At 59.7% G+C, this 24,948-nt stretch carries 24 protein-coding genes and 1 tRNA gene; 13 read left to right on the top strand and 12 right to left on the bottom strand.

Annotation, left to right across the window (positions count from 1 at the left end; all coding sequences use genetic code 11):
- Positions 1–22: 22 nt before the first annotated feature.
- The 6 genes from G410_RS0111425 to uxaC are packed head-to-tail and all read right to left on the bottom strand — an operon-like array spanning position 23 to position 6,427.
- Positions 23–775, bottom strand: coding sequence for a FadR/GntR family transcriptional regulator (locus G410_RS0111425; RefSeq protein WP_022673790.1), 753 nt, complete (start codon positions 773–775; stop codon positions 23–25).
- A 51-nt stretch (positions 776–826) separates the two neighbouring features.
- Positions 827–2,110: a TRAP transporter large permease gene (locus G410_RS0111420; protein WP_022673789.1), complete on the bottom strand. Its 1,284-nt coding sequence runs from the start codon at positions 2,108–2,110 to the stop codon at positions 827–829.
- Positions 2,107–2,592, bottom strand: coding sequence for a TRAP transporter small permease (locus G410_RS16520; RefSeq protein ID WP_051137276.1), 486 nt, complete (start codon positions 2,590–2,592; stop codon positions 2,107–2,109). Before G410_RS16520 ends, G410_RS0111420 begins: the two co-directional genes overlap by 4 nt.
- Positions 2,585–3,613 (bottom strand): TRAP transporter substrate-binding protein, encoded by a 1,029-nt coding sequence (locus G410_RS16515; RefSeq protein WP_051137275.1) that lies wholly within the window; start codon positions 3,611–3,613, stop codon positions 2,585–2,587. Before G410_RS16515 ends, G410_RS16520 begins: the two co-directional genes overlap by 8 nt.
- The gene (locus G410_RS16510; protein WP_022673786.1) at positions 3,606–5,021 is read right to left on the bottom strand and encodes a mannitol dehydrogenase family protein; all 1,416 of its coding nucleotides are present in this window, start codon (positions 5,019–5,021) and stop codon (positions 3,606–3,608) included. The genes G410_RS16515 and G410_RS16510 overlap by 8 nt, the downstream gene beginning before the upstream one ends.
- Positions 5,018–6,427, bottom strand: coding sequence for a glucuronate isomerase (gene uxaC / locus G410_RS0111400; protein WP_022673785.1), 1,410 nt, complete (start codon positions 6,425–6,427; stop codon positions 5,018–5,020). The genes G410_RS16510 and uxaC overlap by 4 nt, the downstream gene beginning before the upstream one ends.
- Before the next feature lie 103 nt (positions 6,428–6,530).
- Here uxaC and manD point away from each other — a divergent pair, with 103 nt between their 5' ends.
- From manD to G410_RS16505, 3 genes are all read left to right on the top strand, one after another.
- Positions 6,531–7,739, top strand: coding sequence for a D-mannonate dehydratase ManD (gene manD, locus G410_RS0111395; protein WP_022673784.1), 1,209 nt, complete (start codon positions 6,531–6,533; stop codon positions 7,737–7,739).
- Complete coding sequence (locus tag G410_RS0111390; RefSeq protein ID WP_156851941.1) at positions 7,727–8,662, top strand: sugar kinase; 936 nt, start codon at positions 7,727–7,729, stop codon at positions 8,660–8,662. The genes manD and G410_RS0111390 overlap by 13 nt, the downstream gene beginning before the upstream one ends.
- A 179-nt stretch (positions 8,663–8,841) precedes the next feature.
- Positions 8,842–10,299 carry a hypothetical protein gene (locus G410_RS16505; RefSeq protein WP_156851940.1) on the top strand — a complete coding sequence of 486 codons (1,458 nt, stop codon included), beginning with the start codon at positions 8,842–8,844 and terminating at the stop codon, positions 10,297–10,299.
- A 121-nt stretch (positions 10,300–10,420) separates the two neighbouring features.
- On the opposite strand, the gene G410_RS0111380 is transcribed toward G410_RS16505, so the two are convergent.
- The 4 genes from G410_RS0111380 to G410_RS0111365 all read right to left on the bottom strand — a co-directional run bounded on the left by G410_RS0111380 (position 10,421) and on the right by G410_RS0111365 (position 14,225).
- Positions 10,421–11,635 (bottom strand): CaiB/BaiF CoA transferase family protein, encoded by a 1,215-nt coding sequence (locus tag G410_RS0111380; RefSeq protein ID WP_022673781.1) that lies wholly within the window; start codon positions 11,633–11,635, stop codon positions 10,421–10,423.
- 170 nt (positions 11,636–11,805) lie between these two features.
- On the bottom strand, positions 11,806–13,269 hold the full coding sequence (locus tag G410_RS16500) for a hypothetical protein (protein ID WP_156851939.1): 1,464 nt from the start codon (positions 13,267–13,269) through the stop codon (positions 11,806–11,808).
- Positions 13,270–13,842: 573 nt separating this feature from the next.
- A complete protein-coding gene (locus G410_RS18015; RefSeq protein WP_022673779.1) occupies positions 13,843–13,989 on the bottom strand; it encodes a hypothetical protein in 147 nt (48 codons plus the stop codon).
- Between the two features lie 146 nt (positions 13,990–14,135).
- Positions 14,136–14,225: transfer RNA gene (locus tag G410_RS0111365), tRNA-Ser, on the bottom strand.
- 147 nt (positions 14,226–14,372) lie between these two features.
- On the opposite strand from G410_RS0111365, the gene G410_RS0111360 reads away from it, so the two are divergent.
- From G410_RS0111360 to mazG, 10 genes are read left to right on the top strand one after another with little or no spacing between them, the layout of a single operon-like run.
- Positions 14,373–15,410 carry a lytic murein transglycosylase gene (locus tag G410_RS0111360; RefSeq protein WP_051137282.1) on the top strand — a complete coding sequence of 346 codons (1,038 nt, stop codon included), beginning with the start codon at positions 14,373–14,375 and terminating at the stop codon, positions 15,408–15,410.
- The gene (locus tag G410_RS17455; RefSeq protein WP_245559349.1) at positions 15,388–16,209 is read left to right on the top strand and encodes an SPOR domain-containing protein; all 822 of its coding nucleotides are present in this window, start codon (positions 15,388–15,390) and stop codon (positions 16,207–16,209) included. Before G410_RS0111360 ends, G410_RS17455 begins: the two co-directional genes overlap by 23 nt.
- A 50-nt stretch (positions 16,210–16,259) precedes the next feature.
- Positions 16,260–17,396, top strand: coding sequence for a D-alanyl-D-alanine carboxypeptidase family protein (locus G410_RS0111350; RefSeq protein ID WP_022673776.1), 1,137 nt, complete (start codon positions 16,260–16,262; stop codon positions 17,394–17,396).
- A complete protein-coding gene (gene tmk, locus G410_RS0111345) occupies positions 17,396–18,022 on the top strand; it encodes a dTMP kinase (protein WP_022673775.1) in 627 nt (208 codons plus the stop codon). Before G410_RS0111350 ends, tmk begins: the two co-directional genes overlap by 1 nt.
- A 3-nt stretch (positions 18,023–18,025) precedes the next feature.
- A complete protein-coding gene (locus tag G410_RS0111340; RefSeq protein WP_022673774.1) occupies positions 18,026–19,027 on the top strand; it encodes a DNA-directed DNA polymerase in 1,002 nt (333 codons plus the stop codon).
- Complete coding sequence (metG, locus tag G410_RS0111335; protein WP_022673773.1) at positions 19,024–20,601, top strand: methionine--tRNA ligase; 1,578 nt, start codon at positions 19,024–19,026, stop codon at positions 20,599–20,601. Before G410_RS0111340 ends, metG begins: the two co-directional genes overlap by 4 nt.
- Positions 20,588–21,364, top strand: coding sequence for a TatD family hydrolase (locus G410_RS0111330; protein WP_022673772.1), 777 nt, complete (start codon positions 20,588–20,590; stop codon positions 21,362–21,364). The genes metG and G410_RS0111330 overlap by 14 nt, the downstream gene beginning before the upstream one ends.
- Entirely contained in the window at positions 21,361–22,128 is a 768-nt protein-coding gene (locus tag G410_RS0111325; protein WP_022673771.1) for an MBL fold metallo-hydrolase, read from the top strand. Before G410_RS0111330 ends, G410_RS0111325 begins: the two co-directional genes overlap by 4 nt.
- The gene (locus tag G410_RS18010; protein ID WP_022673770.1) at positions 22,125–22,301 is read left to right on the top strand and encodes a hypothetical protein; all 177 of its coding nucleotides are present in this window, start codon (positions 22,125–22,127) and stop codon (positions 22,299–22,301) included. Before G410_RS0111325 ends, G410_RS18010 begins: the two co-directional genes overlap by 4 nt.
- Before the next feature lie 18 nt (positions 22,302–22,319).
- Positions 22,320–23,099, top strand: coding sequence for a nucleoside triphosphate pyrophosphohydrolase (mazG, locus tag G410_RS0111315; RefSeq protein WP_022673769.1), 780 nt, complete (start codon positions 22,320–22,322; stop codon positions 23,097–23,099).
- On the opposite strand, the gene hflX is transcribed toward mazG, so the two are convergent.
- Entirely contained in the window at positions 23,078–24,403 is a 1,326-nt protein-coding gene (hflX, locus tag G410_RS0111310) for a GTPase HflX (RefSeq protein WP_022673768.1), read from the bottom strand. The two genes, mazG and hflX, sit on opposite strands and share 22 nt — an antisense overlap.
- Positions 24,400–24,894, bottom strand: coding sequence for an RNA chaperone Hfq (gene hfq, locus G410_RS0111305; protein ID WP_022673767.1), 495 nt, complete (start codon positions 24,892–24,894; stop codon positions 24,400–24,402). The genes hflX and hfq overlap by 4 nt, the downstream gene beginning before the upstream one ends.
- Between the last annotated feature and the right edge of the window lie 54 nt (positions 24,895–24,948).

Genomic DNA, 24,948 nt, shown 5'->3' with positions numbered 1-24,948 from the left:
GAGTCTGATCCGGTCAATCGGTTCAGCCCAGCATGGTCTTCGCCAGACGTTTTCGCCGGTCGGCAGCGTCTTCCTGCGCCTGCTTGATATGTTGCTCCTCCATGGCGAACAGCAAGCTGTCGAGCACTGCGCTAAGATGGGCGCGCATGGCCGCGCGGGCCTGGGCTGCGTCCCGGTTTCGTAAAGCGGTTACGATGGCGCGATGTTCGGCCACGACCGGTTTTACATCGGCGGCACGCGCCTTGGTGTATAACAGCGCGGTCGGCTTGGATTTCTCCCGCACGTCCCACAGATTTTCGATCAGCATGGCCATCGCCATGTTCCGCGTTGCGCGCGCGATGGTCATGTGAAATTCCCGGTCGGCGATTTCCGTGCCGGCATTGCGCTGATTTTCGCTTTCCATATCGTCCACCAGGGCGCCAAGTTCGGCGATCTCCGCATCATTGATATAATGTGCCGCCAGACCCGCCGCTTCTCCTTCCACGAGCAAACGCGCCTCTGTAAGCTCGAAGGCACTGACATCGAATACTGGCGGCGCGTCCGCCTCGGGGATAGCGCAAAAATAGGCTCCCGAACCCAAACGTACTTCAAGGACGCCCTGAACCTCCAGAGCAATCACAGCCTCGCGAATGGTCGGGCGGCTCACATCATATCTGGCGGACAATTCACGCTCGGACGGCAAACGATCGCCTGATCGATACTGCCCGCTGGTAAAATCGTCGCGCATGCGCTGCGCCACATATCTATACAGTCTTTCCTTTGTAAAACTGTCCATTTGCACATCCTCGATAAGCCATCCGGTTCGTCCATGCGTCAGTAGCGGGCGTCATGCAAATAGCGTGGGAAGCCAAAGGGTGAGAGCAGGAACGAAGGTGACCAGCATCAGCGCCACCAGAAGGGCCAGATAGAAAGGCCAGATGGTCTTCAACGCCTGCCCCATGGGAATACCCTGCGCTGCGCAGCCGACGAACAGCACCGATCCGACAGGCGGCGTCAACAAGCCGATGCCAAGCGCCAACATGAGCATGACGCCGAATTGCACCGGGTCCATGCCGACGGAGGTGGCGATCGGCAGGAAGATGGGCGTCGTGATGAGGATCAGCGGCGCCATGTCCATGAAAGTACCCAGAAGCAGCAGCATGGCGGCGATCACCAGCAGCGTGAGGGCAGGGCTGACCATGGCGGGTGCCAGAAACTCGGCAAGCTGTTCCGGCGCCTTGAGTACGGCAAGGATCCAACCGAACAGCGACGCGGCGGCGATGATAAACATCACCATCACCGTGGTGCGCGCGCTGTTGATGAAGGCAAGCTTCAGCCGCTGCCAGTTGAGCTCGCGGTAGAGAAACATACCCACGAGGAGCGTGTATGCGCAGGCGATCGCAGCGCTCTCCGTGGGGGTGAAAATGCCGGCCAAGATGCCGATGAGGATAATGAGCGCGGTCAAAATGCCGGGAAAAGCAGCGGCTGCCGATCGCAGAAGTGGACCTAAGCCTGGAAAACTGCCTCGTGGATAACCACGCCGGGTGGCAATAATCGCGGCCACAACCATCAATGCAATACCAGTTACGACTCCCGGAATGACGCCGCCGATAAACAGATCGCCGATTGAAATTCCTGCACCCGCCGCCGTGGCATAGATGATCATGTTATGGGACGGCGGGATGAGCAGACCAGTGATCGACGCGGTGGTCGATACGTTCACGGTAAAGTCTGCGTCATATCCCCGGTTGCGCATCTCCGGGCCCAGTGCGGAGCCCATCGCGGAAGCACTGGCAAGAGCCGAGCCCGAGACGGCGCCGAATAGCATGGAGGACAGGATGGTGACTTGGCCGAGCCCGCCCGGGGCAGGGCCGAGGAGATTCTCGGAGAGGCGCACCATGCGCCGGGCGATGCCCGCCTGCGTCATCATTTCCCCAGCCAGAATGAACAACGGGATCGCCATCAGCGTGAAGACATTGACCCCGGCCGACATGCGCTGCACGGCGACCACCAGAGGAATGTCGAGCGCGACCAGAATGGCCGATGCAGACAGGAACAGGGCCAGCGCAACGGGCAGTCCGAGATATAACAGAACCGCCAGCAAAAGCAGGAGAAGCAGGATCGTGGTCATGCGCTGCCCAGGCTTCCGCCCGTTTCCTCGCCGCGCACCAGATGATGGCACGCGAACAACGCTATGAGCAGTCCGGATATCGGAATCACGATATACACCATGCCGCGGGAGAGCGGCAGAGTGGGCACGGCATTATTCCAGGTTTCGGTGACAAGGACGACACCGAACCAGAGGATCATCATTCCGGCCAGCATGATCAGAAGGTTGGCGACCGCCACCGCGCGGCTATGCCAAGGTGGCGGCAGGCTGGTTACGCCTTCCGCGATACGTATGTGAAAACCGCTGGCGATGCCGGACGCAGTACCCAGAAAGGTCATCCAGATCATCAGTAGCAGCGCCGATTGTTCCGCCCAGGCCGGGCTGTTGCCGAGCAGATAGCGGGCCAGCACCTGCCAACACAGAATGACCATCATCAACGCCAGCGCGATGGCGGATCCCAGCAACAGGGTTCGGCTGATGCCGAGGACCAGGCGATCAATCATCGTCATTTTCCTCGAATGGACCGGATGCGCGAATATCCTCCACCATCTGACGCAGTCGCGGCTGGTCGGCGAACCGATCCCACACCGGCTCCATGCGAGCGGCAAAGGCGGGCCGGTCGATATCGGCAAAGATCTGCACGCCGGCCTTGTCCAGAATGTTGCGGGAAGTCGCCACCTGATCGTCCCATAATTTCCGCATCACCGGGACGGAAGCCTGCGCCGAGGCGCGTACATGCGCTTGGTCTATGGATGACAGCTTGTTCCAGCTGCGCAGCGACATGGCGAACACCTCTGGCGCCATGACGTGGCGCGTCAGGCTGTAGACCGGAGCCGGTTCGAAATGCCGGGAACTTTCGTAGGAGGGAAAGTTGTTTTCCGCCCCGTCGATAACGCCCTGCACGAGCCCCTGATAAACCTCGCCATAGGCCATGGGGGTAGCGTTCCCGCCCATCGCTTCGATCATCGCAACGAAAAGATCCGACGTCTGCACGCGGATTTTCAGCCCGCGCATATCGGATGGTGTGTGGATCGGCCGATCGACGGTATAAATGGACCGTGCCCCGCTGTCGTAGAAGGCCAGCCCGATCAGGCCATAGCCTGCCAGCGCATCCAGAATTTCGCGGCCAATCCGACCGTCCATTACCGTGCGCATATGTTGGATAGAGCGGAATAAAAAGGGAAGGGCGGGCACGCTCGTTTCCGGAACGAGCACGTTCAACGGGGCCATGTTGAGACGGATGAAGTCCACGCCGCCAAATTGGGCAAGTTCCATACTGTCATTCTGACTGCCCAGCGTTTCCGACGGATAGACCTGTACGTTCAGGCGGCCATCGGTGCGGCTCGCCAAGTCCCTGGCAAAAAACCGCAGTGCCTCGACCGTCGGATAACCATTTGGCTGGCTGTCAGCCGCCAGCAGGGGGTGGCCCAGAATGCCGCAGCCAGCCAATGACGGGAGGATCGATCCGGCAGCCGCCAGCGCGCCTCCTCGCTTCAGAACCGCGCGCCTGTTCCAGTCAGCCACCCTGGCTATCCTTCGCGACGTGCTGGCGCAGCAGGTCTATGGTGTCATCGTCCGCAATAAAGCGCTGCGCGAACAGACCTTCCTCCCCGAACAGCGCCGCCGCGATGCCGTCCGTGCCATGGCGTTGCCAGAGCGCTGCCAGCTGATCGGCCATCGGATCGTCGACCTGATGGCGAGCGCCGCGCACATGGATGATCCACGCGGCCAGCGCGCGCAGAATGGCCGGGCAACGGCGTCCTTCGACCTGATGATGGCGGAGCGTTTCCAGCCAGCGCTGCGGGATTTTCTGCGATCCATCCATGGCGATCTGAATCAGCCGATGGTTGAGCGCCGGGTTTTCGAAGCGGGCCAGCAGATCGGCGGCATAGGCTTCCAGATCCTGTCCCTCGGCAGCATCGATGGTGGGGGCCGCTTCCTCCAGCAGGAGCCGCTCGATCAGCGGACGGATCGCAGGGTCGTTCACCGCCTGATGGACATAGTCATGGCCGTTGAGCAGGCCGATATAGGCCAGCGCCGAATGGGCGCCATTCAACATGCGCAGTTTGGCGGTTTCAAAGGGCCGGACATCGGCCACCATCTGCGCGCCCGCCTGCTCCCATGCGGGCCGTCCGGCGGCGAACCGGTCCTCGATCACCCACTGGGTAAACGGTTCGGTGAAGACCGCGCCCTTATCCTGCATGCCGATGCGCCCGGTGAGCGATTCCAGATCGGCATCGGTGGTGGCCGGCACGATACGGTCGACCATGGAGCTGGGGAAGGAGCAGTGGTCGGCGGTCCATTGCGCCAGACCCGAATCGTTCCGCTCCAGAAAATCGAGCAGGAGCGCGCGCAGACGCTGGCCGTTTTCCGACAGATTGTCGCAACTGAGCAGGGTGACGCCGCCCGCATCGGCCGCGCGCCGGCGCTGCAGGGCGCGGGCCAGGAAGCCGTAGATCGTTACCGGTTTGCCGCCGGCCAGCTCGCCCGCGATGGCCTGGTGATCGATGTCCAGACCGCCTTCCGCCGTCTGGTAATAGCCTTTTTCCGTCACCGTCAGTGTCACGATCCGCGTCTGCGGATCTGCCAGCGCCGTAATCACCGCCTCCGGCTCTTCGGGGGCTACGATCACCTGCGCGATCGCACCGATCAGGCGGGTTTGCGGCGCATCGGCGCTGCGCTGCGTGACGGTATAGAGACCATCCTGCGGTGCCAGCTGATCGCGTACCGTATCGCTGCGCAGCGATACGCCGATGATGCGCCAGTCGCCGCCCGCCATCGCCATGGCATCATCGGTATAGACCGCCTGATGCGCGCGGTGGAACGCGCCGATACCCAGATGCACGATCCCGGTGCGGGTGGCGGCCACATCATAGCCGGGGCGTACCACATCGGCGGGCAGCTGCTCCTGCGTGTCGCGGCTCAGCCTCACAGTTTATAAGCCTGTTTGGCCAGATTATAGGCCAGGTCGGCCGCCAGCTCTGCCGCCTCCCATTCCTCCAACCGATGTTCGGCCACCAGCCGTGCCAGAAAACCGCAATCGACGCGCCGCGCGACATCATGGCGGGCGGGGATCGACAGGAAGGCGCGGGTGTCGTCGTTGAACCCCACCGTATTGTAGAAGCCCGCGGTCTCCGTCATATTCTCGCGGAACCGACGCATCCCCTCCGGGCTGTCATGGAACCACCATGCCGGGCCCAGCTTCAGCGCCGGATAATGGCCCGCAAGCGGGGCCAGTTCGCGGCTGTAGCTGGTCTCGTCCAGCGTAAACAGGATCAGCGTGAGCCGCGGATCATTGCCATATCTGGCAAGCAGTGGGCGCAGCGCTGCGACATATTCGGTGCGCATCGGGATATCCGCGCCCTTGTCGCGGCCATATTGATCGAACAGCCACGGATTATGGTTGCGAAAGGCGCCCGGATGCAGCTGCATCACCAGCCCGTCCTCCACGCTCATGCCCGCCATCACCGTCAGCATATGCGCGCGAAACAGCTCGGCATCGGCAGCGCTGGGAGCACCACCGGTCACGCGCGCGAACAGCGCCCGCGCCTCGCTGTCGGACAGATCGGCGGTACGGGCGGTAGGATGGCCGTGATCGGTGGAGGTTGCGCCCATCTGCGCAAAGAAAGACCGCCGCTCGCGATGCGCGGCGAGATAGCCGTCATAGCTTCGCGCATCCTTTCCGCTCAATTCGGAAAACACATCCAGATTGTGCAGAAAGCCCTCGAACTCGGGATCGACGACGGGGTCAGGGCGGTAGGCGGTGATGACCCGGCCTTTCCACCCGCTGTCCCGGATCGCCTGATGATGCTGCAGCGGATCGGTCGGCGCTTCGGTGGTGGCGATCACCTCGATATTGTACCGATCGAACAGCGCGCGGGGCGTGAAGTCATCCTGCGCCAGCTTGTCACCGATGGTATCGAAATAGAGATCCGCCGTCTCGGCCTCCAGCCGTACGTCCATGCCGAAGGGCTCGGCAAACACCCAGTCCAGCCACATGCACGATGGCGTGCCGCGAAACAGATGATAATTGGCCGCAAACAACCGCCACGCCTCGCGCGGATCGGCCGCCGCGCCGGTTTTACCGGGCACGCCCAGCGCGTCCATCGCAATGCCCTGACTATACAGCATCCGCAGCACATAATGGTCCGGCACCAGCAACAGATCGGTGGCGTTGGTGAAGTTGGCATTGGTGGCGAACCACATCGGATCGGTATGCCCGTGCGGACTGATGATCGGCAGATCGGCAACGGAGCGATACAGGTCCCGTGCAAGCGCGCGAACAGACGCATCCGCTGGCAGCAGCCGGTCCTCATGCAGTGACAGCTTCGTCATCATTTGCTCCTCTCCTGTCTCAAGTTCCTTGCCAGATAGTGTCAGACCAATCTAGTAAAGATTGTCCGACACCAGAAGTGACGCCTACCAACAGGAGATCGCCGCTATGAAGATTACCGATGCCCGGGTGATCACGACCTGCCCCGGCCGCAACTTCGTCACGTTGAAGATTGAAACCGATCAAGCTGTCTATGGCATCGGCGACGCGACCCTGAATGGGCGCGAGCTGTCCGTGGTATCTTATCTGGAAGATCATGTGCTTCCCACGCTGATTGGCAAGGATCCCCGCCGGATCGAGGATATCTGGCAGTATCTGTACCGCGGTGCTTATTGGCGGCGTGGCCCGGTCACCATGCGCGCGATCGCGGCGGTGGATGTGGCGCTATGGGACATCAAGGCTAAGATGGCGGGCATGCCTTTGTATCAGTTATTGGGTGGCAGAAGCCGTGACCGCGTCATGGTCTATGGTCACGCCAATGGCAGCGATATCGCAGAGACGGTGGATGCCGTCGGCGACTATATCGACATGGGGTACAAGGCGATCCGCGCACAGACCGGCGTGCCGGGCATCAAGGATGCGTATGGCGTGGGCCGCGGCAAACTTTATTACGAGCCTGCCGATGCCGCCTTGCCGAGCGAGACTGGCTGGGACACGCGCAAGGCCCTGAATCACGTGCCGAAATTGTTTGAAAAGCTGCGCGATACCTATGGCTTCGATCATCATCTTCTGCACGATGGCCATCATCGCTATACCCCGCAGGAGGCGGCCAATCTGGGCAGGATGCTCGAGCCGTTCCAGCTGTTCTGGCTTGAAGACGTGACGCCGGCCGAGAATCAGGAAGCGTTCAAGCTGATCCGTCAGCACACCGTTACGCCGCTGGCCGTGGGGGAAATATTCAACAGCATCTGGGATGCCAAGGATCTGATCCAGAACCAGTTGATCGACTATATTCGCACCACGATCGTAGGGGCTGGCGGCATCACCCATCTGCGGCGGATTGCTGATCTGGCGGCATTGTATCAGGTACGCACCGGCTGTCACGGCGCCACCGATCTCTCGCCGGTGACCATGGGCACCGCGCTGCACTTCGATAGCTGGGTGCCCAATTTCGGCATTCAGGAATATATGCGGCACAGCGAAGAAACGGATGCCGTGTTCCCCCATGATTACCGTTTTGAGGATGGATATCTGGTCTGCGGCGAAACGCCTGGCCATGGCGTTGACATCGATGAGAATCTGGCGGCGAAATATCCCTATAAGCCCGCCTATTTGCCGGTTGCCCGTCTATCAGACGGAACCATGTGGAATTGGTGATGCGCGTACTGGCCATTGGCGAGGGGATGGTAGAATTTCGCCAGGATAGCGCTGGAGGCTGGCAGCGTGCGCATGGGGGTGACGTCGTCAACACCGCAATTCATCTCGCGCGGTTTGGGTTCGGTAGCGCGTTATTCAGCGCTTTGGGGCTGGGGGCGTTCAGCGATTATTTGTTTGGGGAATGGCAGGGCGAGGGACTGCAGCTCGATTATGTGTCGCGTACCGCACAGGCAGATTGCGGTGTGTATTTTATTGCTGTCGATGCGCATGGTGAGCGCACATTTACCTATCGGCGCAAAAACAGTGCGGCGACGTTAATGATGCAGCTCGCGGACGAACAGGCGCTGAGGAAAGCCCTGATGTCCGCCGATCTCATTTATTTTTCCCTCATCAGTCTGGCAATTTTAGCCGAACCCGACCGGCAAGCTTTACTGGATTCGCTTGGCGAAGTCCGTGCGGCCGGAAAGGCGGTGGCTTTTGACAATAATTATCGGCCACAGCTTTGGGGCAGTGCGCAAGAAGCCCGCTTATGGCACGGGCGCGCCCTGCGTTGCGTCTCTATCGGCCTGCCAACGATGGACGATGATATCGCCCTCGGCATCGCGAGCGATCATGCGTCGGTCGCGGCCCATTGGCACGATCACGGCGTAGCAGAAATTGTTGTAAAAGCCGGTCGGCAGGGCGCCTTGGTCGATGGCGCAATGTTGGCGCCGGACCAGGCGATAGAGCAGCCCACGGACACCTCGGGCGCGGGAGACGCGTTCAATGGCGGATATCTGGCCGCGCGCCTGCATGGAAAGTCTCGGATCGAGGCCGCCAGAGCCGGGAATAAACTGGCGAGCTGGGTCGTACAGCAGCGTGGCGCTATTCCGCCGGTCAATGCCGCTATGTATCGGCCCGGCGATGAGATTCCTGGGGTCTAACCAGGCGGCGCAAACGCGCATAGGATTTCCCAAACAAGTCGGCGCATTTGCGCGCGCCACGCCTGGGAGAGCCGGTCATGAAAAGCCCAATGTACCATATAGGGCCCGCGGCGGTTCTGGCAGCCATGCTCGCCGGATGCGCAGCGGTACCAAAGGCCGAAGAGAAGGTTGCACCGCCTATGGCGCAGGCCGGTCCCTATGCATCCTTGCCCGCCATTGGGCAGGTCGACGAGCGGTTTCAATCCTACAATGTCGAGATGGTCGAAGTGACCGGCGGTCGTTTCTGGGCACCATATGGCGGACCGGAAGACGAGGTGTATCGCATGCGCCCGCCGATCGCGCTTGGCGATCCCAAATTGCGTGCGCTCACGCGGCAACTTTCGCCAGCCTATATGCGCGTCAGCGGGACTTGGGCCAACAAGACCTATCTGCCCCTCGAAGGTGAACACATCAGCGAAGCACCGGATGGCTATGACGGTATTCTGACACGGGATCAGTGGCGCGAGGTCATCGCGTTTTCCAAAGCCGTCGATGCACCCATCATGTTGAGCTTCGCCGTCGGCCCAGGCGCTCGCGACGAAGACGGCATCTGGAACACCGATCAAGCGCAACGTCTGGCGGATCTGACGAAACAGGAGGGCGGGACCATCGCCGCCGTCGAGTTTTTCAATGAACCCAACGCTGCCTTCCTATCCAGTCTGCCCAAAAACTATGGTGCTACCGACTATGTTCGCGATTTCCGTATCTTTCACGACTGGGTTCGCAAGGCGCTGCCCAAGGCGAAAATCTTTGGCATTGGCAATGTGAACGAGGGCTCCAATGGAGACGAAGTACCGGTGGCGATGAAAGGCACGTCGATCATCTTCAGCAAGGATGTGATGCCGAGCATTTCCGGCATGCTGGACGGCGTATCCTATCATTTCTACGGCACGATCTCGCAGCGTTGCGCCGGCCGCTCACGCCTGAAGCCCGCGAAACAGGAAGATGCACTGACGCCAGCGTGGCTAGACGGCAGTCTCGTAGACCTCGTCTACATACGCAAGTTGCGGGATGCCTATGAACCTGGCGATCCGATTTGGATAACGGAGACGGCACAGGCCGCTTGCGGTGGCAGTCCATGGGCATCCAGCTTTCTCGACAGTTTTCGCTATGTCAATCAGATGGCGCTGCATGCCCAAAATGGCGTCGATGTGATCTTTCACAACACCCTTGCAGCTTCGGATTATGCACTTTTGGATGATGAAAATTTTGCACCGCGGCCAAATTACTGGGCCGCGCTGCTCTGGGACAGGACCATGGGCCAAACGGTTCTGGCGTCGCCGGAATCGCCATCGCGTGACCTGAAACTTTATGCGCAATGCCAGAAGGGCAAGCCGGGCGGCGTGACCGTGGCTGTGATCAATCTTGGAGAAGAACGGCACCGACTGATCACGGGGCCAGGCGCGCAAAGCTGGACCATGACGGCAGCTGAGACGACCGCGAAGACGGTGTCGATCAACGGACATCTGCCTGAACTATTGGCGGACGAAACCTTGGCGGGACTGGAGGGTAAGGATGCCGTGGGATCGGTTCAAATCCCTGGTACGTCGATCAGCTTCATCACCTTGCCGGGCGCAGGGAACAAAGCCTGCAATTAGTATGATTTTTTGATCCGGCAATGCAACGGTCTGGATGCGATCTTATCGCGGCCCAGTCGTTGCCCCTACAGCAGGAAACCGTGGCGGCCATGCACAGCCGTGATGCGGGTATGGAACGCAATCAGGCGATGATATTCGTCTTGCGCAGTTCCGCGATTTCACCCGGATCCAGCTCAAGGATATCCCCGAGAATCTCATTCGTGTGTTGGCCCAATGTTGGTGGGGCGGTCGGTTTTGGCTGAGGATGTCCGGGAAACTTGATCGGGCGATTAACGATCGGAATCTTGCCGAGCGTCTGATGATCGGCTTCCACCACCATCTCGCGCGCAACAGCCTGCGGCTGCCGCAGGGCGTCGCCGACCCCCAGGATCGGCGCGTGCGGCACCTGATGCTCGGTAAAGATGGTGACGAGTTCGTCGATCGTTTTCGTCTCGGTCTTGGCGGCAATCATGGCGTTCACCTGATCGCGCAGATCGCGCCTCTTTTCTGCGCTGTCATAAGCCGGGTCCGGGCCAGCTTCGGGGAAGCCCAGCGCGTCACAGATGCGTGTCCAGAAACTGTTGGTCAGGCAAGCGATGATGATTGCGCCATCCTTGGCCGGGAAGGCGCCATAGGGCACCAGATTGGCATGCTGGGAGCCTTGCGGCTTCGGGTCTTCTCCGGTGAAGAAACTCAGTTGGGCGATATATCCCAGCAGCCCGATAAGGCCGTCCATCAGGCTGACATCGATCAGCCGACCGCGCCCGGTGCTGTGCCGCTCGTGCAGCGCGGCCAGAATCCCGATCGGTCCGTTGATTCCGCCAACCAGATCACCCATCGGCAAACCCAGCTTGACCGGCAGCGAATCTTTCTCGCCATTCACGCTGAGCACGCCCGATAGCGCCTGCGCCACAATGTCGAACGAGGGGCGGTCGCGCAGCGGCCCGGTCATGCCGAAGCCGGAGATGGCGCAATAGATCAGGCGCGGATTGAGCGCGGAAAGGACGTCGTAGCCAAGGCCCAGGCGGTCCATCACGCCAGGGCGGTAATTCTCCACGAGAATATCACAGCGGCTGGCCAGATCGCGCGCCAGTTTGACCCCTTGGGTGGTTTTCAGATCGATGACGATGCTTTTCTTGCCGCGATTATTGCCCAGGAAATAATGGCTCTCGCCGCCCCGCATCGGGGGAAAGGTGCGAGTCTCGTCCCCTGTGCCCGGCGGTTCGATCTTGATGATTTCCGCGCCAAGGTCTGCCAGCGCCAGCGATGCCGCAGGGCCGGCAAGCACGCGTGAGAAGTCCAGCACACGGATGCCGGCAAGCGGGCCGGCCCATTCGGCTGTCGGGTCATTGGTCATCGCGATGGTTCAGTCTCGTCGTAAAACAGGAGGTCAGGCTAGCAAGGCTCTGAAAAAAAGGATGATCGATCTTCTGGTTTCGCATCCTACGAAACGATGATCGGTTGCAGCTTTTCCGCCGATGAGGCGCGCGCTCAAGAGCGCCTGCGCATGGTCGCCAATCAGCGGTGTCATGGTTGCAGGTCTGATAGCTGCAATCGGCGTCCATCATATTCGGCAAATCCTGCTGAGATCCGCTTGCCGTCGTCTCCCTTGTCGAAAAGGATCTTCGCCGGCAAATCGCCGGTAATGGGCCCAAAGGTGACCGACAAACGCATGCGCCCGGGCTTCGGTCCGGAAAGCGTCATGTCCGCCGAATAGGTCGAATTCGCACGGGGATTGGCTTTGGTCGTCTCAGTGCCCGAATAAACGGAAGTGCCATCGTCGCTGAAATCAACATAGGTTTTTCTGACCAATCCGGCGCCACGTTGATAGCTGATATATCCGGAAGCTTTTCCATACACCTTGACGTCAATGTCCTGGCCGGAGCGCGCATAGCTTTTGGCAACGGATAAATCGGTAATGGCATATGGAAGGCTGGTTGGCGTGGGCTTGGCCGCAACCGTTTTCCCTGGCCTGTATTCAGGGATGTGCATGACCTGAATTCGCCGCTTTCCGGTATCGCGATTTTGCTCGATCCACATGGCCCGCGTGCTGCTCGGGTGCCATGATAACGGCGAATTATAGACCCATTCCGGATCGCTGTTGAGGTTGGTGCCATGATAATCGGTACCGCCGATCTTGGACCGTTCGATGTCGATCAACGCAGGACCGATATTGCCCGCCCTCTGCCTCCGTACGCCGGTTACGCCATAACTATAGGCGAGCATGTTGAGGTTTATATTAAGGCTATCGGGATAGGGGCGAGGCACCAGTCCAAATATGGCGGGATCGCTGCGCGGCGAAAATCGCGTGGTCATGGTGACGCCAAGTCGCTCGTCCGGCGAAAATATGGTGGTTTCGGTATACCCTGGGGTCAGGGTAACGGCTTCCATTTCACCCGTCGCAAGATGATGGACCACGGAATCGGCGATGTCGCGCTGCAGGAGTCCGGCAAGCGAAAGCGACGTGCCGCCGTGCATGAACTGTTTCACCTCGCCGCCACGGACTGTTTGCGGGATGACGCCATCGGGATGCTCCGGATCGGCGGAGAACGGATTGATCGTGCTCACGATCTGCGTCTTGGTAATTACATATCCGTCATCTTTCAGGAGCAATTCTCCGACGAAAACCATGGCGGAATAGTTTGCCAGCAGCGTGGTCCAGGCAACGGAGCGATTGTCCGGGGCGACAACCATTTCGGACCATCGATAGGCGACATGGGCGCCACTAGCGATCTCGGCTGGATAGGCGACAGGAAGAAGGCGCGCGTCACTACAAGTTTCGAGCGATGTCGAGCATTCGATTACAAAATCACCGATAAATATGCGGCGGTTGTCGGGAAAGACCATGTACCGCAAGCCGTTGTCCAGCGGGCGTTCGGGAATGTTGCCCGAAAAGAAAGACCGCATCTCGCTGCCGTCATCATTGGCCGTGGCGAGGTTGATGGAGCGCCCCTGTTCACCGCCCTCATCGCCGCCGCTGTCGAGTGTCACCAGCACCTTGCCGGAAGGCGTATATGTCGCACTGAGCAGCCGCGCACCACTGGGCAAAGGCATGCTGGCAATATCGACCTGGTCCAGCGCGCCAGTCGCCACGCCATGCGTTTCGGAGGACGCATTGGTTTGCCCTGCACAGGCAGCAAGGGCACCCGAAAAGCATAGGGCAATTGGGAGTTTGGTGTGGAAGCTATGGCGCATTTCGGTGGGCTCCATTCCGGCATATCTGAAGACCGCAAGCCCGCCGCAGGCCTGTCCTTGTCTGATGCCCTGTCCACCAACCCCAAGCGGACTGGTGGGCTGCGGCAGGCGACATGGCTGGTTGGTCCTTGCGAAGTTTAGACAGCCACGACGATGTTCAAACTATGCCCGGTACAATCCGCCGGTGCGATACTGTGGTCTTCGCGCGGCGCTTGCGAGGTGGCCCCTGATGTTCATCCACGTCCGATGAGAGGCCGACCCTCGCAAAAGGACGGAAAAGTTGATGCCTTCCAGCACCACATACGCCGGTTCGGGGATCAGGTCGCGCTTGATGCTGCGCATATAGCGGCGCGCAATTCTCTCGAAGCTTTAGTGGAAGCTCATTTCTCCAATCAGGTGCTTCTTGGCGATGGCGTGCTTCGGGCTGCACCCTTCCTTCAGCAGCTTGCGCGCATTATCCATCGCCTCGCGCGCATCGCTCCATCCTACGTCCGGAAATGCGCCGATGACCGGCACTGCTCTTTGCCGTCTTATCGGTATGTGTAGTGGAAGATCTTATACCCCTTGGCGGTCACATGAAGAAACAGGTTGTTCCTATCGGCCAGCTCGTCAGTCTTGTCGCGCGGTTTGCGGACGACAATGGGTCAATGCGGATTGAAGAGTGGCGGAAGGGGTGGGATTCGAACCCACGGTGAGCTTGCACCCACGGCGGTTTTCAAGACCGCTGCATTCGACCACTCTGCCACCCTTCCGGCGGGAGCCCCATAGCTTGGTCTGGGGCGCTTGCAAAGTCCCGCGGCCAGCCGTGCATGCGATCGGTCCATTTGCGGTTTGCCATTGCCTTGATCCGTGCAAGAAGACGCATGCGCCTGTGTTCGATTGGCGCAGAAGGAATGCTCATGCCGCGTAACATTATCTTAGCCGCCGCCTGTTTCGGGTCGCTTTTTCTGGCAGGCTCCCAGCCGGTCCTGGCACAGGACGCAACTGGCTTTCAGGCTTACTTGCCGCAGCTGCGTGCTGCTGCTTTGGCTGATGGCGTCAGCGCACAGACGCTCGACCGCGTGCTGCCGACGCTGGAGTTCAGCGAAACCGCCATCAGCATCGATCAGCGGGCAAGCGGCGGCGGGGGCAGTGGCCCCATCCCGATGTTCACAGGATCGGACGAACAGCGTGCCATTGTCGGCAAAGCCGGGCCGGGCCGCGACAAATACCGGCAGTTGCAGCCGCAACTCGATCAGATCGAACGTGAATTGGGCGTGCCGCCGGGCATCATCCTTGCCATTTATGGCAAGGAAAGCAATTTTGGCAGCTACACCGGCAATTTTGATACCATCGGCGCTCTGGCGACACTGGCCTATGAAGGTCGCCGCCGTGCCTTGTTCGAAAGCGAAGCGGTCGCCGCGCTGAAAATGGTTGATCGCGGCGTACCACGGTACAAGCTCACGGGCAGCTGGGCGGGCGCCATGGGCAAACCGCAATTCCTGCCGTCCGTCTATCTTCGCCTGGCAGTCGACGAGGACCGCGATGGTTTTGCCGACATCTGGGATAGCGAAGCCGACGCCATGGCGTCGATCGCCAATTATCTGGTGGCGGCGGGCTGGCGGCGTGATCGCCCATGGGGCGTGGCCGTCGATGTGCCGTCAGGTTTCGACCGGCAAGCCTACCGCAACAAGACCGTCCCGACCCGTTGCCCACGCGTATTCGAGCGACATAGCCGCTGGATGACATTGGCGGAGTGGGATCGCCTCGGCTTTCGTGCCCAGCAAGGCTATTGGCCACAGGAAAAAGAGCAAATTCTGGCGACGTTGCTGGAGCCCGATGGCCCAGGCAATACGGCCTATCTTTTGACGCAGAATTATCGCGCGATCCTGGATTATAATTGCTCGAATTTCTACGCCATGGGAGTTGGCCTGCTTGCGAGTCAGATACAGCCTTGAAATCGCGTTCAGCGCCGGTTTATTGCTGCTTCTGGGCGCCTGCTCGGGCGGAACCGGGCCCTCGAAAATCGCGGACAAGCCGGTCAGCGACTATCCGGTAAAAATCGGCCATCCCTATACCGTGCGCGGTGCAACCTATGTGCCCGTGGACGATGCGGATTATGACGCGGTGGGATATGCGAGCTGGTATGGGCGTGATCATGAGGGGCGGCCAACGGCGCGCGGAGAAGCCTTTCGGCGCAATGCCATCAGTGGCGCCCACCGGACCCTGCCGCTGCCCAGCTATGTCGAGGTGACCTCGCTCGATACCGGACGCACCATCTTGGTGCGCGTGAACGATCGTGGCCCCTTTCTGCCCGAGCGCATTATCGATCTGTCCGAGGGAGCTGCGCGGATATTGGGCATTCAAGCTGCCGGGGTGGCGCCTGTGCGGGTCAAGCGCGTTCAACCCGACGAGGGTGAACGCGCCGCGCTGCGCGCGGGCAGGGCGGCCGCCGCGCGACCGACGCTGCCTGAACAAAAGTTGCGTTCGCTGCGTGCGCGCCTGAATGAACCGACCAATGACGGCCCTGTCGCATCTATCCATTCGGCCACTGGCTTTGCCGTGCAGGTGGCAAGTTTTTCCAACCACGATTACGCCGCGCTCCTCGCAGAGAAGCTGGGGGCATCGATGCACCGGGCACCATCGGGCATCTGGCAAGTGCTCCTCGGCCCCTATCCTGATCAGCATGGTGCAAGGGAAGGGCTGGAAGAGGCGCGCCGTGCGGGCTATTCGGATGCCAGATTGGTGAATCGCTAATCGTCCCTGCTGCCGGCGCGCTGGCGGCCAACCAGATCAAACGGAATTTCATGCGTTCTTTCCTTACCCTTGCCGCCGCACTTTCCCTGGCTGTTCCCGCATCGGCTGCCGCGCCGAGTTATGACAGCGCGGCGCCGATCGCTTATATGGTCGATCTAAGCTCCGGCGCCGAACTTTATGCGCGAGACGCCGACAGGCGGATCCCGCCCGCGTCCATGGCCAAGATGATGACCGTGCTGGTGGCGTTCGACATGATCGACAGCGGCAAGGTGTCCAAGGACAAGAAGATCCGCGTGCGCGAGGATACTTGGCGCGAATGGAATAACCGCGGTTCCTCCATGTTTCTCGGCGTCAATGAACAGGTTTCCGTCGGGCAGTTGCTGCACGGCGTGGTGACCCTGTCTGGCAACGACGCCAGCGTGGTGCTCGCACAGGGCCTCGCTGGATCGGAGCAGGCGTTCGTTGGCATGATGAACGAGAAGGCCCGTGCCATTGGCATGAAGAACAGCCATTTTGGCAACGCCAATGGTTGGCCGGACGAAGGCGTAACGTATGTGACAGCGCGCGATCTGGCGACGCTCGCCAAGGCGACGTTTGAAGAGCATCCGGCCCTCTATAATGAATTTTATGGCCAGCATGAATTTACCTGGCAGGGCATCAAGCAGCCCAACCGCAATCCCCTGATCGGCAAGGTGCAGGGCTCCGACGGATTGAAAACAGGCCATACGGAAGAAGCCGGCTATGGCTTTACCGGATCAGCAGAGCAGAACGGTCGCCGACTGGTCGAAGTGATCGCCGGTCTTGATAGCTATAATGGCCGCATCAAGGAGGCGGTGTCCTTCATGGAATGGGGCTTTGGTGCCTGGACGACCAAGCCGCTGTTCGAAAAGGGCGCGCAGGTCGCCACGGCCGCCGTGCAGCAGGGCGGATCGCGCAGCGTGCCGCTGGTGGCGCCGCGCAATCTGGCCGTCACCCTGCCGGCTACGCAAGGCGGAGACTATAAGCTGTCCGTGCAATATGAAGGCCCGTTAAAGGCCCCGATCGCACAGGGCGCCAAGGTGGCCGAACTCATCGTGACCACTGCGGATGGCAGCATGCAACGCATGCCTCTGGTGGCTGGCGAAGAGGTTGGCGAAGCCGGAGTGTTTGCGCGCATCTGGAACGGTTTTCTGTCCCTTTTCGCGTGATGAGGCGCGGGCGTTTCATTGCCCTCGAAGGAGGTGAGGGGACGGGTAAGTCCACTCAGGTGAAAGCGCTCGCCGCCGAGCTTTCCCGAAAGGGACTGGATGTGGTGACGACCCGGGAACCGGGCGGCACTGCTGGAGCAGAGGCCGTTCGCGATCTGCTGCTTTCCGGTGAAGCGGATCGCTGGACGCCACAAGGCGAAGCGCTGCTGTTTGCTGCGGCACGGGCAGATCACGTCGCGCGGCTGATCAGGCCGGCGCTGGCACGCGGGCAGTGGGTCATTAGTGATCGCTTTCTCGATAGCAGCCGCGCATATCAGAGCGCTTCCGGTCTTTCGGACGAAGACTTGCTGACGCTTCATCGGATCGGCAGCGGCGGTCTTCTGCCCGATTGCGTGCTTTTGCTGGAACTGCCGGCTGAGGAGGCCGATCGGCGTGCCACGATGCGGGACGGCGGCCTGAGCGATCGGTTCGGCGGCCGGGACGGCGACTTTCACCAGCGCGTGCGCGATGCTTTTAACCGGTTTGCCGCGGCCGATCCGGATCGCTTTTGCATTGTGCCCGCCACCGGCTCGCCAGAGCAAGTGACCGAGGCCTTGGTGTCGGCGCTGTCCGACTATATCTCCTGAGATATGGCAGACTTTATTGGACATGACACAGCCGAAGCAGCCCTTCTGGCCGGTCTCAGCGAATCTCGGTTGCATCACGCCTGGTTGCTCAGCGGACCAAAGGGCATGGGCAAGGCAAGCTTCGCCGTTCGAGCAGCGCGATTGCTTCTGAGTGACAGCGATGGTGCGGATGGGTTTGATTCCGCCGATACCGGCCCGGCGTCCGCGCTCATGCGCGCTGGATCGCACCCAGACCTGAAAATTCTACAGCGCCTGCCAAAGAAAGACGGTCAGGATCTGGAAGACGTCACCGATGAAACGGATCTGAAGCGAAACATCAGCGTGGATCAGGTACGGCAATTGCAGCCGCTGCTTGGATCCAAAACCGCGATTGCGTCGCGGCGTGTGATCATCATCGACGCCGCCGATGATCTGGAGCGTGGCGGAGCCAATGCGTTGTTGAAGAACCTCGAAGAGCCGCCTGAAAATACGGTGTTTTTCCTCGTCTCCCACGCACCGCAGCGCTTGCTTCCTACCATTCGTTCGCGTTGCCGCGTGCAGCGGTTCGATCCGTTGACGACAGAGCGAATGGAAGCCTTTCTGTCGGAAAGATTGCCGGACCTTGGAGTTTCCGAACGCTCAGCGCTCATTCTGGCAGCAGAAGGCTCTCCCGGACGGGCGCTGGCCATGCATGGTCTCGATATGGCTGATATAACGCAGCAGCTCGGCACGATTTACCGGGAAGGTGACCGTAGCGGACGCCTGGGCTCGGCGCTCGCGCAGAAGCTGTCACTGAAGGCGGCGAATGAGCGCTATCTGGCCTTTCTGGAGCAGGCGCCGGCCTATTTCGCCGCAATTGCGCGGGAACGGCAGCCTTCGGACGTGGCGCCGGTTATCGATGCCTGGCGGGAGGCCACCGATCTGGCTGCCCGCGCCATTCCTCTCACGCTGGACAAACAGTCTGTGGTTTTTCGCATGGCACGGTTGCTGGCAGGGCTATCAACCCATAGGGATGCTCGGCAATGACAGACCGAACCCCATTTTATATCACCACCGCGATCAACTATCCCAATGGCAAGCCGCATATCGGCCATGCCTATGAGGGCGTTGCCGCCGATGTGATCGCCCGCTTTCGTCGCTCGCAAGGCTATGACGTTCGATTTCAGACCGGCGTGGATGTTCACGGCCTGAAGATGGTCAAGACTGCGCGCGAAAAAGGCATGGAGCCTGCAGCCTTTGCTGCGGAAATGACGCCGCATTTTACCGAGCTTTGCGAGTGTTATGCGATCTCCTTCGACCGCTTCATCAGCACCAGCGAAGAAGCCAATCATGTCGCTGCGCAGGAAATCTGGCGCCGTATGGAGGCGCGGGGCGATCTGTACCGAGATCGCTATGAAGGCTGGTATTCCGTGCGCGATGAAGCCTTCTATGCGGAGGGTGAACTGCTGGACGGGGAGGGCAAAACGAAACTTTCCCCCCAAGGCACGCCAGTCGAATGGACCGTGGAGGAAAGCTGGTTCTTCCGGCTGTCCAGCTATCAGCAAAAGCTGTTGGAGCTCTACGCAGAGCAGCCGGAATTTATCCAGCCTGACAGCCGCCGCAACGAAGTTATTCGCTTTGTCGAAGGCGGTCTGAACGATCTCAGCATCTCGAGAACCAGTTTCGATTGGGGCGTGAAGGTGCCGGGGGACCCGGCGCATGTCATGTATGTGTGGATCGATGCCCTGACCAATTATCTCAGCGGGCTCGGCTTTCCGGATGACGCGGAGGGGCTCGTCTCGAAATATTGGCCGGCCGACGTGCATCTTATCGGCAAGGATATCGTGCGCTTCCATGCCGTCTACTGGCCTGCCATTTTGATGAGCTCCGGCGTTGCTTTGCCCAAGCAGGTCAATGCCCATGGGTTTATCTTGAACCGCGGACAGAAGGAATCCAAGTCGCTTGGGAACGTTACCGATCCCATTGCCCTGGTCGACCGGTTCGGCGCCGATGCCATTCGCTATTTCCTGATCCGCGATGTCAGCTTCGGACAAGACGGCAGCATTTCCGATGAAGCCATTGTCACGCGCGCCAATGCCGATCTGGCCAACAGCTTCGGCAATCTGGCGCAGAGAACATTGTCGATGATTCACAAGAACCTGGGCGGAGTTCTTTCGAGAGATTGGCAACAGAATGATGCTGATCGCGAACTTTACGCGCTGGTGGAACAGGCCTGCGGAACAGAGCTTCCGGATGCATTTGAACGCTTCGCATTCTCGCAAGGGCTTGAAGCATGGATGCGGGCGGTCTTTGCGTGCAACCAGTATGTCGATGATCAGGCACCGTGGACGCTAAAGAAAACGGATCCTGACCGCATGGTGGCCGTGCTCAATCAGCTGTTCATCTGCCTTCGCACGCTCGCGATCGCGATCGCCCCGGTTATCCCGGAGTCCGCCACAAGGCTGCTCGATCAAATGGGCGTGATCGAGCGCGATTGGCAGAATCTCGATGGCAGCATGGCATGGTTCGAGACGCGTGTGCGGGACGGTGCAGCATTGGACAAGCCCACCGGCATCTTCCCACGGCTGGAACTGGAGGAGGCTGCCGATGCTGGTCGATAGTCATTGCCACCTGAACTATGAAGGGCTGATCGATCGGCAGCCGGAAGTGCTCGCGGCCGCGCGGGCTCGCGGTGTGTCGGCCATGCTCAACATCTCGACTCGTGAAAGCGAATGGGACGCCGTCGTGGCCACCGCCACCCGCGAAGCGGATGTGTGGGCATCGATCGGTATTCACCCGCATGAAGCTGATGCGCATCCCGACATGGACCGGGCGAAACTGGTTGCGCGTGCAGATCATCCGCGCGTGATAGCTTTGGGTGAAAGCGGTCTCGATTATTATTATGATCATAGCGACCGCGATCAGCAGAAGCGCGGTTTCCGGGCCCATATTGCCGCTGCCCGCGACACTGGCCTGCCCTTGATCATTCACACGCGCGAGGCCGAGGATGACAGCTTTGCTATCCTGAACGAAGAAATGGGGAAGGGGGCTTTTCCCGCTCTGATCCATTGCTTCACGGCCAGCGCCGATTTCGCACAAAAAGTGCTCGATCTGGGATTGTATATTTCCATTTCCGGCATTGTGACGTTCAAGAATGCCAAGGAATTGAAGGCGGTGGCAGCAACGGTCCCGGCCGACCGCCTGCTCGTGGAGACAGATAGCCCGTTTCTTGCTCCAGTGCCGCATCGCGGCAAGCCGTGCGAACCGGCTTTTGTTGTTGATACGGCAAACTATGTAGCGGAACTGCGTGGCGTCTCACTGGAATCGCTGGCCGAAACTACGTCCGACAATTTCTATCGATTGTTCAATAAGGCGCAGCGATGAAGGTCAGAATTCTCGGATGCGGTACCAGTTCCGGCGTGCCCAGGATCGGCAACGATTGGGGTGATTGCGATCCGGATTATCCCAAGAACCGCCGGCGCCGCGCCTCCATCCTTGTCGAGCATCAGGGCAAGCGCATTCTTGTAGATACCGGCCCGGATCTGCGCGAGCAGCTTCTTGACGCCCAGGTCGCAACTTTGGACGCGGTTCTGTGGACGCATGAGCATGCCGATCACTGTCATGGCATCGATGAGCTACGTTCGGTCTATTTCAACAATCGCGATACGGTGCAGGGATATGCCAGAGACCGTACGCGAGAGATCCTTATCGATCGGTTTCCCTATGCATTCCAGGGTTTTAACAGCTATCCAGCTTATGCCAAGGTCGGTGCGCTGGGCGATGATAACGAAATAGCGGGTTTCCGCGTGCGGGCGGTCGATCTGCCACATGGACCGATCACATCTGCCGGTATGCGCTTCGATATCGATGGCATGTCCATAGCTTATTGCACGGATTTCAATGATTTACCGGCTGAAGATGCCAAGCTGTTCAAGCATGTGGATCTATGGATTGTCGATTGCCTACGCCGTCGGCCGCATCCCACCCATGCCCATCTTGATCAGGTGCTGGGATGGATACGCAAACTGGAGCCCAAGCGCGCGGTATTGACCCATCTGGATCAGTCGATGGATTATCTGTCATTGCTCGCCGAACTTCCGGAACATGTCGAGCCGGCTTATGACGGTCTGGAAATCGATCTGGGATGAGCGGCGGCTATGGCATGCAGCTGATCTGGGCGATCGGTATGCTGGTCTTGTGCATCAGCGCTTTGGTGGCGCGGCGCGTGCCAATGAAAGGCGCGCTGAGAATAGCGCTGATCTGGATAGCCATCTTTCTAGCCGCTTTCCTGCTCATCCGACTGATCCTTGGTTTAACATAATATGCATTATCGCGCTCGATGACCACCAGTCCAAATTCATCGCTCAATGATCTGCTAAGCATCATGGCTCGCCTGCGCGATCCAGAAGATGGCTGCGAATGGGATCTTGCGCAGGATTTTGCCAGCATCGCGCCCTATACGATAGAAGAAGCCTATGAGGTGGCCGATGCCATTGATCGGCAGGACATGGAAGACCTACAGTCTGAATTGGGCGACCTTTTGCTACAGGTTGTGTTTCATGCGCGGATCGCAGAGGAACAGGGTGCTTTCGCCATCTGCGATGTGATCAAATCCATTTGCGAAAAGATGATCCGGCGCCATCCGCATATTTTTGCGGCGGACGGTGCCACCGATCCTGTATCGGTGGAACGTCGTTGGGAGGAGATCAAGGCGACGGAACGCGGAGCCAGTGGCGCGCTGGACGGAGTTGCACGCGCCCTTCCCGCTCTCCTGCGCGCGCAAAAGATACAGAAACGAGCGGCCCGGGTCGGTTTCGACTGGCCCGATATATCTGGAGCGCGGGAAAAGATTACCGAAGAACTGGCCGAGGTCGAAACGGCCATCACCCCTGCCGATGTGCAGGAAGAAATTGGGGATCTGCTGTTCTCAGTAGTCAACTACGCACGCCATCACGGGGTAGATGCTGAAGCCGCTCTCAAGTCAGCCACGGAGAAGTTTGAAGGGCGTTTCCGGATTATGGAAGACCGTTCAACACAGGATCTGGCATCGCTGGACGCGCCTTCCCTCGACGACCTGTGGATAGCGGCGAAAGAGGTTCAGCGGGCGTCGAGATCCTGATCGAAGCGCCGAAAGCGGCCCCAGTTCCTTAGCGACATGCGGACATCGATCACCATATCCTCACCGCGCACCTGTTGATCGATCACGCGGCCATTTTCATGAAGCCAGGCAAGCATCTTGCCGTCCGCTGACGGTAGAATGATACTGCGCTCCACATCATGTTCGGTGAGGCGCGCGGACAACGCCTCTGCCATATTCTCGACGCCCGTGCCCTCGGCAGCCGATATCATGAGCACATTATCGTCATACTGGGCGATGGCGTGCAATTCGTCCCGCCGCTCTTCCGGCAGAAGGTCGATCTTGTTCCAGACCTCGACCATCGGAATGGGGTCGTCTTCCCCTTCCCCATTCACGCCGAGATCTTTCAGGATCGCGATGACATTGTCACGCTGCCCTTCGCTCTCTTCATGCGCGATATCGCGGACATGAACGATCAGGTCCGCCGCGGTGACTTCTTCGAGCGTAGCCCGGAACGCAGCAATCAACTCTGTCGGCAAATCCGACACAAAACCGACCGTGTCGGACAGGATCGCCTTGTCGAGACCCGGCAAGGCTATCTGGCGCATGGTGGGATCGAGTGTCGCGAACAGGAGGTCTTCCGCCATGACGTCACTATCCGTCAGTCGATTGAACAGGGTGGACTTGCCCGCGTTGGTATAACCGACCAGCGCTATGACCGGCCATGGCGCGCGCTGCCGGCGGTCACGATGCAATGTGCGGGTGCGCCGGACATCTTCCAGTTCGCGCCGCAGCTTTGCCATACGGTCGCGGATCAATCGCCGATCGGCCTCGATCTGGGTCTCGCCGGGGCCGCCGAGAAAACCGAAGCCGCCTCTCTGCCGCTCCAGATGCGTCCAACTTCGCACCAGCCGACCGGCCTGGTAATCCAGATGCGCGAGTTCCACCTGAAGACGACCTTCCGCCGTAGCGGCCCGCTCGCCGAAGATTTCGAGAATGAGAACGGTCCGGTCGATCACCTTGACGCCAATCTTGTCTTCCAGATTGCGCTGCTGGATGGCACTCAACTGCGCATCGACGATCAGCAATTCTGCTTCACCGTCCGCGACAATTTGCGCGATCTCTTCCACCTGCCCGCCGCCTAGAAGGGTCGCGGCGCGCGGTGCACGAACGCGATAAGCGTGAGACGAAATTACATTCAGACCAATCGCAAGCGCAAGCCCCCTTCCCTCTTCCAGCCGCGCAGAAACGTCAAAGCTGCTATCCCGGTCGATCTGCGGAAGGACCAGAACCGTACGAGCGCCGCGCGAAAATTCATCTTCGCGGTCGAGCGAAAAGCCGCTCAATCTTCGTCCTCATCGGTTCGGTTATAATCGGCCAAACTGATCGGCTGCAGCGGCTGCACGGTCGAAATCGCATGCTTGTAGACAAGCTGGCACATATTTTCGCGTTCCAGCAACAAGGAAAAAAGGTCGTAAGCCCGGATCGTGCCTTGCAACATCACGCCGTTTACCAGGAACATCGTCACCGGTTCGGCAGTATCGCGAACGGCGTGCAGGAACACCTCCTGCAGCACGCCTTTACGATGGGTGCCGGACGCCATCATCTTGTCAAATGGCTCCAGATCAAGCGGCTCGGACGCCATCACAGTGGAAATGGCATGTTTGTAGACTAGCTGCGCTTGCCCGTCCCGTCGTAGCAAGACGGAGAAGTTATCGAACCAGGTAATGATCCCCTGCAACTTCACGCCCTTGACCAGAAACATCGTCACCGGCGTCTTGGTCTTGCGCAAATCGTTCAGGAATAGGTCCTGTAGGCCGTTGTTGGTTTCTGCCATTCGATTGTTCCCTCGAATTTGGCGAGATCAGTTCTCGCATGAAAAATGCCTAGT

This window comes from Novosphingopyxis baekryungensis DSM 16222, from assembly GCF_000420305.1.
Taxonomy (GTDB): domain Bacteria; phylum Pseudomonadota; class Alphaproteobacteria; order Sphingomonadales; family Sphingomonadaceae; genus Novosphingopyxis; species Novosphingopyxis baekryungensis.
This window is presented reverse-complemented; position numbering and strand designations above follow the sequence as displayed.